This window comes from Actinoplanes ianthinogenes, assembly GCF_018324205.1.
GTDB classification, from domain to species: domain Bacteria; phylum Actinomycetota; class Actinomycetes; order Mycobacteriales; family Micromonosporaceae; genus Actinoplanes; species Actinoplanes ianthinogenes.
The window spans coordinates 8,747,135-8,760,204 of sequence record NZ_AP023356.1 but is presented as its reverse complement, the minus strand read 5'-3'; the positions used below and the strand labels follow the sequence as shown (position 1 = coordinate 8,760,204).

General features: G+C 72.2%; 14 protein-coding genes. 8 read left to right on the top strand and 6 right to left on the bottom strand.

The window, feature by feature from the left end; genetic code table 11:
- Positions 1 to 48: 48 nt before the first annotated feature.
- Complete coding sequence (locus Aiant_RS39500; RefSeq protein WP_189334871.1) at positions 49 to 468, top strand: VOC family protein; 420 nt, start codon at positions 49 to 51, stop codon at positions 466 to 468.
- A 3-nt stretch (positions 469 to 471) separates the two neighbouring features.
- On the opposite strand, the gene Aiant_RS39495 is transcribed toward Aiant_RS39500, so the two are convergent.
- Positions 472 to 1,017 carry a hypothetical protein gene (locus tag Aiant_RS39495; RefSeq protein ID WP_189334872.1) on the bottom strand — a complete coding sequence of 182 codons (546 nt, stop codon included), beginning with the start codon at positions 1,015 to 1,017 and terminating at the stop codon, positions 472 to 474.
- 192 nt (positions 1,018 to 1,209) lie between these two features.
- Positions 1,210 to 1,782 (bottom strand): hypothetical protein, encoded by a 573-nt coding sequence (locus Aiant_RS39490; protein WP_189334873.1) that lies wholly within the window; start codon positions 1,780 to 1,782, stop codon positions 1,210 to 1,212.
- 197 nt (positions 1,783 to 1,979) lie between these two features.
- On the opposite strand from Aiant_RS39490, the gene Aiant_RS39485 reads away from it, so the two are divergent.
- From Aiant_RS39485 to Aiant_RS39470, 4 genes are all read left to right on the top strand, one after another.
- Positions 1,980 to 3,122, top strand: coding sequence for an RCC1 domain-containing protein (locus Aiant_RS39485; RefSeq protein ID WP_189334874.1), 1,143 nt, complete (start codon positions 1,980 to 1,982; stop codon positions 3,120 to 3,122).
- A 53-nt stretch (positions 3,123 to 3,175) separates the two neighbouring features.
- The gene (locus tag Aiant_RS39480; RefSeq protein WP_189334875.1) at positions 3,176 to 3,682 is read left to right on the top strand and encodes a DUF2199 domain-containing protein; all 507 of its coding nucleotides are present in this window, start codon (positions 3,176 to 3,178) and stop codon (positions 3,680 to 3,682) included.
- Positions 3,683 to 3,768: 86 nt separating this feature from the next.
- Positions 3,769 to 4,125 (top strand): YciI family protein, encoded by a 357-nt coding sequence (locus tag Aiant_RS39475; RefSeq protein WP_189334876.1) that lies wholly within the window; start codon positions 3,769 to 3,771, stop codon positions 4,123 to 4,125.
- Complete coding sequence (locus Aiant_RS39470; RefSeq protein ID WP_189334877.1) at positions 4,122 to 5,363, top strand: RNA polymerase sigma factor; 1,242 nt, start codon at positions 4,122 to 4,124, stop codon at positions 5,361 to 5,363. The genes Aiant_RS39475 and Aiant_RS39470 overlap by 4 nt, the downstream gene beginning before the upstream one ends.
- A 51-nt stretch (positions 5,364 to 5,414) precedes the next feature.
- Here Aiant_RS39470 and Aiant_RS39465 read toward each other — a convergent pair whose 3' ends face one another.
- Both Aiant_RS39465 and Aiant_RS39460 read right to left on the bottom strand, forming a co-directional pair.
- Positions 5,415 to 5,708, bottom strand: coding sequence for a DUF1330 domain-containing protein (locus Aiant_RS39465; RefSeq protein WP_189334878.1), 294 nt, complete (start codon positions 5,706 to 5,708; stop codon positions 5,415 to 5,417).
- 94 nt (positions 5,709 to 5,802) lie between these two features.
- The gene (locus tag Aiant_RS39460) at positions 5,803 to 6,915 is read right to left on the bottom strand and encodes an alkane 1-monooxygenase (protein ID WP_189334879.1); all 1,113 of its coding nucleotides are present in this window, start codon (positions 6,913 to 6,915) and stop codon (positions 5,803 to 5,805) included.
- Between the two features lie 123 nt (positions 6,916 to 7,038).
- Here Aiant_RS39460 and Aiant_RS39455 point away from each other — a divergent pair, with 123 nt between their 5' ends.
- Together Aiant_RS39455 and Aiant_RS39450 are read left to right on the top strand one after the other, a co-directional pair.
- Complete coding sequence (locus tag Aiant_RS39455; protein ID WP_189334880.1) at positions 7,039 to 10,194, top strand: tetratricopeptide repeat protein; 3,156 nt, start codon at positions 7,039 to 7,041, stop codon at positions 10,192 to 10,194.
- Positions 10,191 to 10,694, top strand: a complete 504-nt coding sequence (locus Aiant_RS39450) for a hypothetical protein (protein WP_189334881.1) — start codon at positions 10,191 to 10,193, stop codon at positions 10,692 to 10,694. The genes Aiant_RS39455 and Aiant_RS39450 overlap by 4 nt, the downstream gene beginning before the upstream one ends.
- On the opposite strand, the gene Aiant_RS39445 is transcribed toward Aiant_RS39450, so the two are convergent.
- The gene (locus Aiant_RS39445; RefSeq protein WP_189334882.1) at positions 10,675 to 11,265 is read right to left on the bottom strand and encodes a TetR/AcrR family transcriptional regulator; all 591 of its coding nucleotides are present in this window, start codon (positions 11,263 to 11,265) and stop codon (positions 10,675 to 10,677) included. The genes Aiant_RS39450 and Aiant_RS39445 overlap by 20 nt on opposite strands.
- Before the next feature lie 134 nt (positions 11,266 to 11,399).
- On the opposite strand from Aiant_RS39445, the gene Aiant_RS39440 reads away from it, so the two are divergent.
- Entirely contained in the window at positions 11,400 to 12,026 is a 627-nt protein-coding gene (locus Aiant_RS39440; protein ID WP_189334883.1) for a hypothetical protein, read from the top strand.
- A gap of 53 nt (positions 12,027 to 12,079) precedes the next feature.
- Here the strand turns inward: Aiant_RS39440 and Aiant_RS39435 are convergent, their stop codons facing one another.
- On the bottom strand, positions 12,080 to 13,027 hold the full coding sequence (locus Aiant_RS39435; RefSeq protein ID WP_189334884.1) for a nucleoside hydrolase: 948 nt from the start codon (positions 13,025 to 13,027) through the stop codon (positions 12,080 to 12,082).
- Between the last annotated feature and the right edge of the window lie 43 nt (positions 13,028 to 13,070).

Sequence of the window (13,070 nt, the reverse complement as noted above, 5' to 3'; positions counted from 1 at the left end):
CGGCCGGGCCGCGATCGTGGGGCGTCACCTTCTCGACAGGAGCAGCTCATGAAGTTCAGTCTGGTCGGCATGGCGGTCGCGGCGGAGAGGCCGGCCGCGAGTGCGGCCTGGTTCGCCGAGCACTTCGGGTTCACCGTCGGCATCGACCTGGGGTGGTACGTGAACACCCAGCACGCCGACCACCCGGCCCTGAGCCTGGACTTCGTGCAGCGCGACCACGCGTCGTGGCCCGCGGCGACCCGCGGCAAGAACGTGGTCGGCACGCTGCTGGCGTTCCTGGTCGCCGACGTCGACGCCGAGTACGCCCGGCTGTCGGCCACCGGCCTGGACGTGGTCATGCCGCTGGTGACCGAGCCGTGGGGGCAGCGCCGCTTCCAGGTCGCCGGGCCGGACGGACTGCTGGTCGAGGTGCTCCAGACGGTCGCGCCCGACCCGCGGTGGCTCGCCGACAACGGGCTCGCGGGGTAGGCCTCAGACGCCCGGCGCGGTGACCGTGGCCAGCACCTTGCCGTCCTTGCCGGTCGCGGTCAGCACGGCCCGCTCGACCGGGGTGTCCGGGGCCCACACCAGGAACAGATCACCGTCGCGGGAGCCGGTCAGGGTCCGTCCGGACGGCAGCTTCGCCGTGATCCCGGTCGCCTTGGCCGGCAGCTTCCCGATCAAGACCTTCGCTTTCAGTACGGCATCCAGGTCGCCGTACAACGTGATCTTGTCGGCCGGCCCGTCCGTCGTGACGGTGCCGAACGTCTCCTCGGCACCGGACGGGCCGACCCGGCAAGTGCTGATCCACTTGTCGGCCTCGGACGTGTAGATGCGGATCTGCCGGTCGCCGTCCCGGACCACGAACCGCTCCCGCAGCCGCGGGGTCATCGCACTGTTCAGCTCGGTGAGGTCCTTCTGGCAGGCCGCGACCGCCTGAGCCTCGGTCAGCGGTCCCGACGGCTCAGCGGCGGGCTCACCGGAGCCGCACCCCGCCAGGGCCGCCACGGCGACGGTCACGGCAACGAGTCTCGACATGCATGCTCCAGTCACTGCGGGGTGGGGCCCGCACTGTACGTCATGCAGGTGCCGCGAGGTGGGGGCGGACCACCGCGAGGGGACGCTTCAGCCCGGATGCGGCCTCGCGGCCGTGAGGCGGGAGCGACCTGGCGTCGAGGCTCGGGACGGGGCTGTGCGGTGGGGCCGGGTGGAGGGCGTACCGAAAGAAAGTCAGACGGTGGTGATCTCGTTGACCTTCGCCTTGACGGTCAGCTTCTTGGTCGTGGTGCCGTCCGGGCCGATCGCGGTCAGCAGGTAGGTGTGCACCTGATAGCTGCCCGGGTCGCCGCCGCAGGAGAAGGTCAGGGTGGCGGAGTCCTTGGTGCCGTACTCGGCGTAGATGCCGGGGCCGTCGACCGAGAGCGTGGTCTTCTCGGCGCCGGTGACCTTCCACTCCAGGACCACCGGGTCACCCTCGTACTGGACCTGGTTGGTGCCGGACGGGCAGGAGGGCTTGCCGGTCACCCGGAAGTAGGAGATGGCCGGGCCGTCCGGGGCGCTGCCGGTGGGCGTCGTCGTGCTGCCGGTGGCGGTGACCTTCCGGGTCGTGACGCTCTTCGGCCGGCTCGTGGTCACGTCCGGCTCGGGGGCGGTGGAGGCCGAGGGGGCGGTGGTGACGGTCGTGACGACGGTGTCCGCACCCTGCGGGGTGCCGGGCTTCTTCAGCCGGGAGAGCGCGACGCCGGCGACGACCGCCAGCATCACCAGAGCGCACAGAAGCGCGACGAACCAACCGCGTCTCACTGACTTGTCCTTCCTGGTGGAGCCCGCTTTCGGCGCACTCTACGGCGGCCGGGGACGGCGCAGCACCACCCGCACGGGGGTCTGGCACGAAGCCGGTATCGACACGTTCGCTTCTAGTCAATGGCGACCGTCGATGGTAAGAATCACGTTGGGAGCGCTCCCACTCCCCTCGATCCCCGGCTTGGAGTGATCAATACATGCGCACATTCATGGCGCGCGCCCTGCTCACCGCCGCCGCCCTGACCGGTTTCGCCCTGAGCGGCACGACCGGTCCGGCCGCGGCCGCCGCCCCACCCGCCGGCGCCACCGTGGCCGCCGGTTACTCGCACACCTGCGCCGTCCGCGGTGACGCGAGTTTGTGGTGCTGGGGCGACAACGCCAAGGGCCAGCTCGGCGACGGCACCACGATCAAGAAAACCACTCCGGTACGCGTCGGCGCCGCGAGCTGGGCCAGCGTCGACGCCGGCACCAGCTACACCTGCGGCGTGCAGACCGGCGGCTCGCTCTGGTGCTGGGGTGCCAACACCCGCGGCCAGCTCGGCGACGGCACCACCGCCAGCCGCAACACCCCGACCCGGGTCGGTGCCACCGCCGACTGGGCGAGCGTCAGCGCCGGCGACAGCCACACCTGCGGCGTGAAGACCGACGGGACGCTGTGGTGCTGGGGCTTCAACCGGCTCAGCCAGCTCGGCGTCTCGTCGTCGGTGTACACCGCGACCACCCCGCTCCAGGTCGGCACCGCGACGAACTGGGCGAGCGTCACCACCGGGTTCGGGCACAGCTGCGGGACGCGGACCGACGGGACGCTCTGGTGCTGGGGCGACAACGGCGACGGGCAGCTCGGCCTCGGCCGGCTGACCGCGGCCACCACCCCCGCCCAGGTCGGCACCGGCACCACCTGGTCCGCGGTCTCCGCCGGGTACGCCTTCGCCTGCGCCACCCGCACCGACGCGACCCTGTGGTGCTGGGGTGACAACGGTTACGGCCAGCTGGGCACCGGCACCACGTACCAGACCGCTCCGGTCCAGGTCGGTGCCGCCGTCTGGAGCCGGGTCGACGCCGGCTTCAACACGGTCTGCGCCAACCGCGTCGACGGCAGCCTGTGGTGCTGGGGCAACAACATGACCGGCCAGGTCGGCGACAACTCCACGACCAACCGCACCGTTCCGGTACGCGTGGGTGACGCCACCACCTGGACGGCCCAGCACGTCACGGGTTACCACACCTGCGGCTTCCGCGCCGACGCCGCCCTGTGGTGCTGGGGCAACAACGCCAACAGCCAACTCGGCGACGGCACCACCACCCAGCGCTCCACCCCGGCCCAGGTCACCCTGCCCTGAGCCACCCGGCCGGCGCCGCCACCCGTGGCGGCGCCGGCCTGTACCGTCGCGGCGTGGATGATCAAGGTTTCACCTGCCGGGGCTGCGGCCGGCACCATGACGGACTGCCGTTCTCCTACGGGGCGCAGGCGCCCGCGCACTGGAGCGACCACCTCCTGGACGACGAGCGCAGCATTCTCGACGAGGAGACCTGCGTCATCCAGGCCGAGCACTACTTCGTCCGGGCGCGCCTGATCATCCCCGTGCTCGACGCCGACCAGGATTTCGAGTGGGGCGTGTGGGTGTCGCTCAGCCGCGCCAACTTCGGCCGCGCTCTCGACCTGTGGACGACGCCCGGGCGGGAACGGGAACCCGCGTACTTCGGCTGGCTCTGCACGCAACTGCCGGTGTATCCGGTGGAGACGCTCAGCCTCAAGACCCACGTCCACACGGGGCCGGTCGGCACCCGGCCCCACGTGGTGCTCTCCCCCACCGACCCCCACCCGCTGGCCGTGGAGCAACGCGACGGCATCACGACCGATCGGGTGCGGCAGATCGCCGAGACACTTCTCCATCCGTAGCCGCGGCGACGCTGTCGATCCGGGGTGGTTCCCGATCGTCGTAGGTTAGGAGGCCCCATCCGGGCCGCGACGTGAGGGGAACGGCTATGGCGAAGTACATGCTCCTGATCTACGGCGACGCCACTCGGTGGGACGCGATGAGCGCCACGGAACGGTCCGCGCTCGAGGCCGCCCACGCCGCGTTCCGCGAGGCCGCCGGCGCCCGCGTCCTCGGCGGGGAGGAGCTCGAAAGCGCACCGAGCGCGACCACCCTGCGCGGTGGGGTGACCGGCGACCTGATCACCACCGACGGGCCGTTCCTGGACACCAAGGAGGCGCTCGGCGGGTTCTACCTGCTGGAGGCCGCCGACCTCGACGAGGTGCTGGCACTGGCCGCGCTGCTGCCCGAGGTCCGTGCCGGGCACAGCGGCGTCGAGATCCGTCCCGTGGTGTTCCACGGGTGAACGAGGACGTGGTCGCGGCGGTCGCTGCGGCGCACCGCCGCGACTGGGCCCAGGTACTGGCCACGACCGCGCAGCTCACCCGGGATCTGGACCTCGCCGAGGAGTGCACCCAGGACGCGTACGCCCAGGCGCTGCTGGTCTGGCCGGACTCCGGGGTGCCGGCCCGCCCGGGCGCCTGGCTCACCCAGGTCGCCCGGAACCGGGCCCGGGACGTGCTGCGCCGGGAGTCCCGGTTCCGCCGGACGCTGCCGTTGCTGGTCGCCGAGGAGACCGTGCCGGGCCCGGAGGACGGCCTGGTCGCCGACGACCGGCTGCGGCTGCTCTTCACCTGCTGCCATCCGGCGCTGGCCCGGGAGGCGCAGGTCGCGCTGACCCTGCGGCTGGTCTGCGGGCTGTCGACGGCCGAGGTGGCCCGGGCCTTCCTGGTGCCCGAGTCCACCATGGCGGCCCGGATCACCCGCGCGAAGAAGAAGATCGCCACGGCCCGGATCCCGTACCGGGTGCCCTCCTCCGACCAGCTCGGCGAGCGGGTCGGCGCGGTCCTCCAGGTGGTTCATCTGATCTACACGACCGGGCACACCGCGCCGTCCGGTCCCGAGCTGATCCGCCCCGACCTGTCCGGCTGCGCCGTCGACCTGGCCCGCCTGCTGCACCTGCTGATGCCGACCGACGCCGAGGTCAGCGCCCTGCTCGCGCTGCTTCTGCTCAACGACGCCCGGGCCGCGGGCCGGGTCGGCCCGGACGGCCGGCTGCGCCTGCTCGCCGAGCAGGACCGCTCCACCTGGGACACCGAGCTGATCGCCGAGGGCGCCGCGCTGCTGACCGACGCCCTGCGCCGCGGGCCGCCGACCCGGTACGCGGTCGAGGCCGCCATCGCCGCCGTCCACGCCGAGGCCCGCACCTGGGAGGAGACCGACTGGGCGGAGATCGTCGCGCTCTACACGGTGCTCCAGCGGATGTGGCCGCACTCGCCGGTGGTCCAGCTCAACCGGGCCGCCGCCATCGGCATGCGGGACGGCCCGCGGGCCGGCCTGGACGCCCTGACCCCGCTGCTGCGCGAGCCGGCGCTGGCCACCTACAGCTACCTGAGCGCGACCCACGCCGACTTCCTGCGCCGCCTCGGCGACTGGCCGGCCGCGGCCGTCGCGTACGAGGAGGCGCTCACCCTCACCGGCAACGAGGTCGAGCGCGCCTTCCTCACCGACCGCCTCACCGAGGTCCGCCGCCACCTGCCCTGATCGGCGCGGCCGCGCGAACTCCGGCAGCCTGACCGAGTCCGTCGCCGGACGTCAGTCGACCCCCTCGACGATGCGAAAGTCGCGCTCGACGCCGTCGGAGAGGGCGACCAGCGCCTCCCGGTAGGCCGCGCTCTCGTGCGTCGCGACGGCCTGCTCGAAGCTGTCGAACTCGACCAGGACGGTGCGCTCGGCGATACCGGCGTCGTGCGCCACGACCCGGCCGCCACGGACGATCGTCCGGCCGCCCCCGGCCTCGACGGCCGTCCGAGCCAGCTTGTTGTAGGCAGCCAGCTTCTCCGGGTCCTTGATGGTGCGGTAGACGCTGACCCAGTAGCCCTTGGGCATGGAACCTCCAGTGACGCCGATGAGCACACCCTACTGACGGGCTCGAGCTTCGCGTCCCGGCGCCGGGCCGGATCGGTGATGCGCCGTCGTGTGGTCACCGGTCCTCGTGGCGTACCGAAAACGTGGGTTTGGTGTTGGCTTTGGTGACGTCGCCGTTGTAGTGGCGCAGGACGCGGGGGTCCATGACGCGGCGCCACAGGGGCGGGACCAGCGCGAGGACCAGCATCGTGGCGTAGCCGGCGGGCAGTTGCGGGGAGACGTCGAAGCTGCGCAGGGTCTGGTATCGGCGCAGTGGGTTGGCGTGGTGGTCGCTGTGGCGTTGCAGCTGGAACAGGAAGACGTTGGTGGTGAGGCGGTCGCTGTTCCAGCTGTGTCGCGGGTCGACCTTCTCGTAGCGGCCGGCGGCGTTGCGCTGGCGCAGCAGACCGTAGTGCTCGAGGTAGTTGACGGCTTCCAGGGTCGAGAAACCGACGACGGCCTGGAGGGCCAGGAAGATCAGCACGCCCGGTCCGAACGCGACGGCGAGGGCGGTGAACAGGACCGCCGTCATCGCCCACGCGTTCAGGATGTCGTTGCGCAAGGACCACGGGCTGCGCCCGCGGAGCCGGTGCCGGCTGGTCTCCAGCTTCCAGGCCGACAGGAAACTGCCCTTTACGGTACGCGGCCAGAAGCTCCAGAACGACTCGCCGAGCCGGGAGCTGGCCGGGTCCTCCGGAGTCGCCACCCGCACGTGGTGGCCGCGGTTGTGCTCGACGAAGAAGTGCCCGTAACCGGTCGGCGCGAGCGCGATCTTGGAGAGCCAGCGTTCCAGTGACTCGCGCTTGTGGCCGAGTTCGTGAGCGGTGTTGATGGCGATCCCGTTGACCAGGCCGGCGGTGAGCACCAGCCCGGCGGCGGCGGCGACGCTCGGGCCGCGCGCCCAGACGGCGCAGGTCACGACCAGGGCGGCGTACTGGGCGGGCAGGAACAGATAGGTGATCCAGCGGTAGTACGGCGAGGCCTGGAGTGCGGGGACCACCTCCTCGGGCGGGTTCACGCGGTCGTCGCCGACGAGGACGTCGATCAGCGGGATGACGCCGAGGATGAAGACCGGGGTGAGCCACCAGGCGTCGAGGAGCAGGGCGGCGAAGGGCAGCACGGGGACGACGAGGGCGAGGGGCCACAGCGGACGTTTGGTGTCACGCCAGGGGACGGCAGCGGCGGTCATGCATCGATGGTTTACAAACGGCGCACCAATGTCAAGAAGCTGGACGATGTGCGGCATCATGTCGACACATTCGACCCGGCCGGGGGAGCCGCCGTGGCGTCGCGTTCTGTTTGACTGACACGAGTGAGCACCGATGCCGCCGTGTGCGCGAAGTGCGGGACGCCGTCGCCGTTCCTCGCGCCGCCCGGTGCGGTGATGGTGTGCCGGGACAACAGTCCTGGCGAGCTGGCCGACCTGATCGCGGCCTTGACCGAGCCGCCCGTGCTGCGGTGTGCGGCCTGCCAGGCGCCCCTGCCCGTGCGTCCGACGGTCATCGGGCTGTTCACCGCACCCGACGACGGACGGCCCGAGCGGGTGTTGCAACTGGTGGTGCCGGGGACGTTCGAGCCGTCGTCCGACGAGTACGAGATGATCGCGCGGGAGTATCTCTACATCGACTGGTTCCTCATGCCGACACCGCTCGGCTACGACGTCCACGAGTTGACGGTCACCACCACGCGGGCCGTGACCAACCCGATGGCCGAGGTGGCGACCATCGTGCAGCGCCGCATCGCGGCCTCCGAAACGTTGCTGGCCGACGTGGGGAAGTCATGGCGGGAGCTCACCGGTCCGGTCCTCGCCGCGGCCGAGCTGTCCGGGGTGCCCGAGGAGCAGCTCGCCACGGCCGAGGTCGAGATCTGGCGGCGGCTGCTGGAGCACTGGGCCGGCGCGGACATCCGCCACCTCAGACATCTGCTGGACACCGACATCGGGCTCTACGTGCGGGCGGCGCCGGCCGCCTCCGCACTGGACGCGTTGAACGCGATGGAACCGCCCGAGGAGGACACCGGGCTGTACGCGTTCCATGCGTTGCGGGCCTTCGTCTGCCTGCGGCGCCGCGTCCCGAACCCGCGGGCGGCGGACTGGGCGGCGGTGTACCTGATGCACCAGCACATGGTTCGGCGTCATCCCGGCGCGCGCCTGTTCGCGGTGTCGCCGGCGCGGGCCGCGGCCACCATCGAGGTGGAGGCGGTGCGGACCGCGGTCGTCGGCATCCTGCACGAGGAGTTCACCAGGGGTGGAGACGTCGACACCGAGCTGGTGGAGACGCTGCGGCAGACCGTGGACGATCTCGGCCACGGAGGTCTGGTCGACGCGTTGCTCAGCCAGCTCTTCCGGGCCGGGTCGGTGCCGGAGGCCCGCGACCCACAGAACCTGGTGCTGTTCGAAGCCGGCCGCTTGGCCGAGGAGACCGCACGGCTGGAGGCGGCGCTGCCCGACGCCGACGACGACACCGTGATGCTGCTGGCCGGCGCCTACGATCAGGCGGGGTCGGTCGACCGTGCGCTGGCCGTGGTCGAAGATCTCCATCGGCGTCGTCCCGGATACTTCGAGCAGTTCGAGGCGGCGTTCGCTCGCACGGCCCTGCTGAGCAACAACGGCCGGCACGCCGAGGCGCTGGCCGCACTCGAACGGACCGCTCCGCTCGCCTACACGGCGACGGCGCGGGCGCTGGTCAGCGCCTCCCGCGGGCTGACCCTGCACGATCTGGGACGCGATGACGACGCGCTGACCGTGCTGACCGGCATCTCCCTGGACGACGCCGAGCCCGGCGACGTCCACTGGTGGCTCTTCATCCGGGTGCTGACCCGAGCGTGGCGCAACCTCATCGTCGCGGGAGCGGCCGACCCGGAGACCCACCGGGATCTGCTCGACCGGATCGATGCCGTGCTGGGCGAGGTGGCCGCCTCCGAAGCGCTGGGCTTACGGGCCCAGCTCGCGGAGGCTCGCGGCCGGGCCGCGACCTCGCTGTACTCCATCGCCGACGCCGACCGCCGGGCCCGCGGCGCGGCGCGCGACCCGCGTGAGGTCATCGAGCTGGCTCGCTCGGCCTACCAGGACGGACATACCGCCGGGCGTGCGCCGCTGCAAGCCGTCGCCGCCTCGATCGCCGCGCGGATCGGCGAGCTCGGTGACCCGCTCGTCGCGGCACTTCAGCTGCGGCCGCTCGCCGCGCGGCTGACCGAGGTGGCGGGCGCGGTCTGGGCCTACGCCGGGCGCGAGGAGGCCGTGGAACCGCTGGCCACCCTGCTGACCGTCGGCGAACTGCAGCGCGACACCGTGCACCGGATCCGGACCGCGGCCAGCGGCGCCACGTCCGGATCGGCGGGGGTGCTGCCGGATCTGTCCCTGGCCGCGCTGTCACGGCTCGCCCGGCCGGAGGGCAGCTTCGCCGTGGTCACCTGGTTCGAGCTGGGGCTCGGGCGGGACGGCACGCGATTCCCGCACATCGCGCAGCCGGTGATGATCGTCGTGCGCCCGGACGGCGAGCTGGGCCTGTGGGTGCCGGCGCCGGACGAGGTTCCGAGGGGCCTGCGGCACACCGTGCACCGGGTGCGCAGCCGGCTGGCGAACTGGCACGACGGCCGGACCGGCGACCCGCTCGACCTGCCCGGCTGGCAGGAGGCCGCGGCATGGATCCAGGAGTTCCTGGTCCTGGCCGGCTCCGGGTCCGGCCCACGGCCACACGTCGTGTTCATGGAACACCCCGAGATGCCCGGCGCCCCGTGGCACACCACGATCGGGCCGGGCTGGACCGCTTCGTACGTCAGCAGTTGGTCCGAGCTGTTCGACATCGTCTCCCGGCCACCCGCCCCGGCCGGGAACAGCATCGGGATCGTGCACGTGCCGCGCTTCAACGAACCGGAAGCCGTCCGGGACGCCCTGGCCGCGTCGGTCGGGCACACCCTGCGCCGCCACGGTGGCGAGCGGGTCGTCCGCCACCGCGCCCCGCCCGAGTGCGACCGCGACTGGCTGCTCGAACTGCTCCGGGACACCGACATCGTGAAGATCCTCTGTCACGGCTACGTCAGCCCGGAGGAGAACGAGGTGTGCCTGATGCTCGCGCACGCGGGCACGCTGCCGATGGCCGGCTCGCTGGCCGCGCACTCGCGCGGCCGGCCGCACCGGTTCGGCTGGCGGGAGTGCCGCGACCTCACCGGCTCACACGCCACGATCTTCTCGGCCGCCTGCTCGAGCCGGGCCGCGGTCTCCACGGCGGCGGGCGACCGGCTGGGCATCTTCGCCGCCCTGCGCCGGAGCGGCGTCCGTGCCCTGGTGGCGCCGGCCTGGGACGTGCAGGCCGGCCCGACCGCCGCGCTGCTGGACCACACCATCGACCTGTACGCCTCCGGCATGCCCCTGGCCGGCGCCGTGCGCGCGGCCGGCGACGCCGCCGAGGCGTCCGGACTGACCCCGTGGATCGCCCGTTCGCTCTCGATCGAAGGAGATTGGCGTTGACCCCGAGCCTCAGCACGTTCCTCACCGACCAGCGGGCGGACCGCGAGACGATCCTGCAGGCCGCCCGTTACGCGGTCGCCGAGTTCAGCGACGACCTTTCGGCCGCCGAGATGCGGGCCGAACTCGACGAGTCGTACGCCGTGGAGGCGGAAGCCGCGGCCACCGCGCTGCGGTCGTCGCCGGAGGAACTGTCCGCCACCGCACTCGCGGTGCTGAGCTGGCTCTGGTACGACGAGGGCCAGGCGGAGACCGTGCGTCAGGCGATCACCAACGCGCAGACCAAGATGCCGGTGATCGAGGTCGGGCTGATCGTCTCGGCGGTGATGTACGGACTGCATCTCTGGCGGACCAAGGGGGTCAAGCGCGCCTTCCACAAGATCGAGACGAAGCCGGACGGCACGTACTCCGAGACGGTCGAGATCGAGCACTTCGCACCCGCGATGCCGTTCCGCCTGGGCCGGCCCGACCGTGCGGACGAGATCAGCTCATCAGGCGAGTGAAGACCTCGGCCAGGGCGTCCGCCGTGAGCTCGGGGGATGCGGTCGGCAGCATGATGTGACTGACGGTGAGGCGGACGATGGACTCACCGGCCAGCTTCGTCGTTGCCGGATCGGTGTCCGGAACAGTGGCGGCCGCCCACTCCTCGATCACCGCGCAGGCCGCGGCGAGCAGCAGGTCGGAGCGGGTGGTGAGGTAGGGCAGCAGCTCGTCGGCGTCGCCCGGCCCGCCGGTCAGGATCGCCTTGATCAGCGGGTTACCGGCGGCCTCGCGCAGCGTGTGCAGGATCGCCGCGTGTCCGGCCGCGCGGACGTCACCGCCGTGCTCGTGCAACCGGGCCCGGACCGCGGCGGTGAACGCGTCGATCTCGCGCACCGCGAGCGCCTCGGCCAGCCCGCCCCGGGTGCTGAACTCGTTGTAGACGGTCTGCCGGCTGACCCCGGCGGCACGCGCCACATCGGCCATCCGCACCCGGTCCCAGCCGTTGGCGACGGCCAGCTCCCGGGCCGCGGACACCAGGGTGTTGCGCAGCCTGGCCCGGTTGGCGTCACGGTAGGAGAGAGCGGGTTCCATGGCGCGCCAGCTTACTCAGGACCCGATCCGCTCTCCGGCACGAGACCGCTCCGGATCAGCAACCCTTCGAAGATTGCCGCCTCATGGGTGTGCGGTGCTTCGCCGGAAGCCCCTGCCGGGGAGAGAATGGGCCCATGGTGGCGCGATACGGCGTGGACGGCCCGGACGACCGGGACCGGGCCGGACAAGCACGCGACGATGCCGCTGAGGTCCGGGACACGGTGGCACACGATCGCGACGAGGACGCCCGGACCCGCGATCGCGCGGCGACCGCCCGCGACGACACCGGGCAGCAGGCACACCGGGCCGCACGGGACCGGCTGCGAGCGGCCGAGCATCGTGATCGGAGGGCGGCCGATCGCGCGGAAGCCGCCCACCGGCGCGAGCAGTCGGCGGCAGCGCACCCGGAGCGACTGTCCGAGTTGTGGCAGCAGGCCGCAGCCGACCGCGATGCCGCGGCCACGGACCGCGAACAGGCGACCGCCGACCGGGCCGCCTTCCGCGACTACCTGGATCACGTTCGGGACGCCCGCTCGGCCGCGGCCGGCGATCGGGCCGCCTTCCGCGACTACCTGGATCACGTTCGGGACGCCCGCTCGGCCGCGGCCGGCGATCGGGCGGCCGCCGACCGTGACCGGGTGGCGGCGGGTGCCGACCGCGACTCCGCGGCGGCCGACCGCGCCGCCAACGACTCGGCACGCCAGCAAGCGGCTCTCGAACGCGCCATCAACGAGACCATCGACCCGCGGGACGACCGTTAGACCCACGATCGTGGGTGGCGGATCGTAGCCGGCTCAACGCCTACCGGCGCCGATCAGACCGCGTCGATGAGGGCGTCGAGCCTGGTGGTGAGGCTCTCGGCATCGGTCAGCACGAGGTACTGCTGGCGGTGACCGCCCACGGTCCAGGCGTTCAGCCCGTCCGGGGTGACGACGTTGTGGCCGCCGGCTCCGGCCAGCCGGAAGACGCCGTCGGTGCCGTAGATCGCGTAGTACAGCGCGGTCGGATCCCAGGTGCCGTCGTGCTGGTCGTTGCCGCAGCCGTACAGGACGTCGAAGGCGGCCCGGACCGGGCTGCCGGCCGGGTGCGTGGCGCAGACGTTGTTGCCGGCCAGCACCGGGAGGCCGGTCTCGAAGCCGTCGTACACGACCGGCGCCGGCCAGTCGGCCACCACGTGGCGGGTGGCGCCGAGGTCGAGGCCGAAGTTCCACTCCGGGGCGGTGGCACGCGGGTACTCGCCGCCCATCACGACGGTCCGGGCGACCTTGCGCTCGACGAGGGCGCGGTCGGTCTTCAGCAGCCGGGACAGGCCGGTGAGCGCTCCGATCGACAGGATCGTCACGCTGTGGTCCGGCTGCGCGCGCAGCAGTCGCCGGTACAGCGCCACCGAGTCCTCGGCGCGACCGGAATGCGGGTAGTTCTCGGCGAGCATCTCGCTGTAGTTCTGGTCGACCGCGGTGGCGCCGGCGGTCACGCCGATCGGGATGTCCGGCCGGCCGTACCAGGTGTCGAGCGCGTCCAGCGCGGGCGCGTTCCACTCGTTCCGCACGTCGGACACGATCCCGAGGATCCGGACTTCACCCCGGTCGGCCGCGGTGTGAACGGCGGCGAGGGTGGCGACGTCGTCCCACCACTGCCCGAAGTCGGTGTCGATGATCAGCCGGGTCGGTGCCCGGCCGGCGGATGCCGGGGCGGGCGCGACGGCCATCGCGAGGGCGGCCATGGCGAGGGCCACGCATGGTCGGAGGAAGGAGTTCTTCACGGGACCATCCTGCTGGCCGGTGGAAGCGTTTGGGAACGCTCCC

Coding starts and splice junctions, on each gene's coding strand:
- Aiant_RS39500 (WP_189334871.1), top strand. CDS start 49: ATGAAGTTCAGTCTGGTCGGCATGGCGGTCGCGGCGGAGAGGCCGGCC.
- Aiant_RS39465 (WP_189334878.1), bottom strand. CDS start 5,708: ATGCCCAAGGGCTACTGGGTCAGCGTCTACCGCACCATCAAGGACCCG.
- Aiant_RS39460 (WP_189334879.1), bottom strand. CDS start 6,915: ATGACCGCCGCTGCCGTCCCCTGGCGTGACACCAAACGTCCGCTGTGG.
- Aiant_RS39475 (WP_189334876.1), top strand. CDS start 3,769: ATGGCGAAGTACATGCTCCTGATCTACGGCGACGCCACTCGGTGGGAC.
- Aiant_RS39445 (WP_189334882.1), bottom strand. CDS start 11,265: ATGGAACCCGCTCTCTCCTACCGTGACGCCAACCGGGCCAGGCTGCGC.
- Aiant_RS39485 (WP_189334874.1), top strand. CDS start 1,980: ATGCGCACATTCATGGCGCGCGCCCTGCTCACCGCCGCCGCCCTGACC.
- Aiant_RS39440 (WP_189334883.1), top strand. CDS start 11,400: ATGGTGGCGCGATACGGCGTGGACGGCCCGGACGACCGGGACCGGGCC.
- Aiant_RS39495 (WP_189334872.1), bottom strand. CDS start 1,017: ATGTCGAGACTCGTTGCCGTGACCGTCGCCGTGGCGGCCCTGGCGGGG.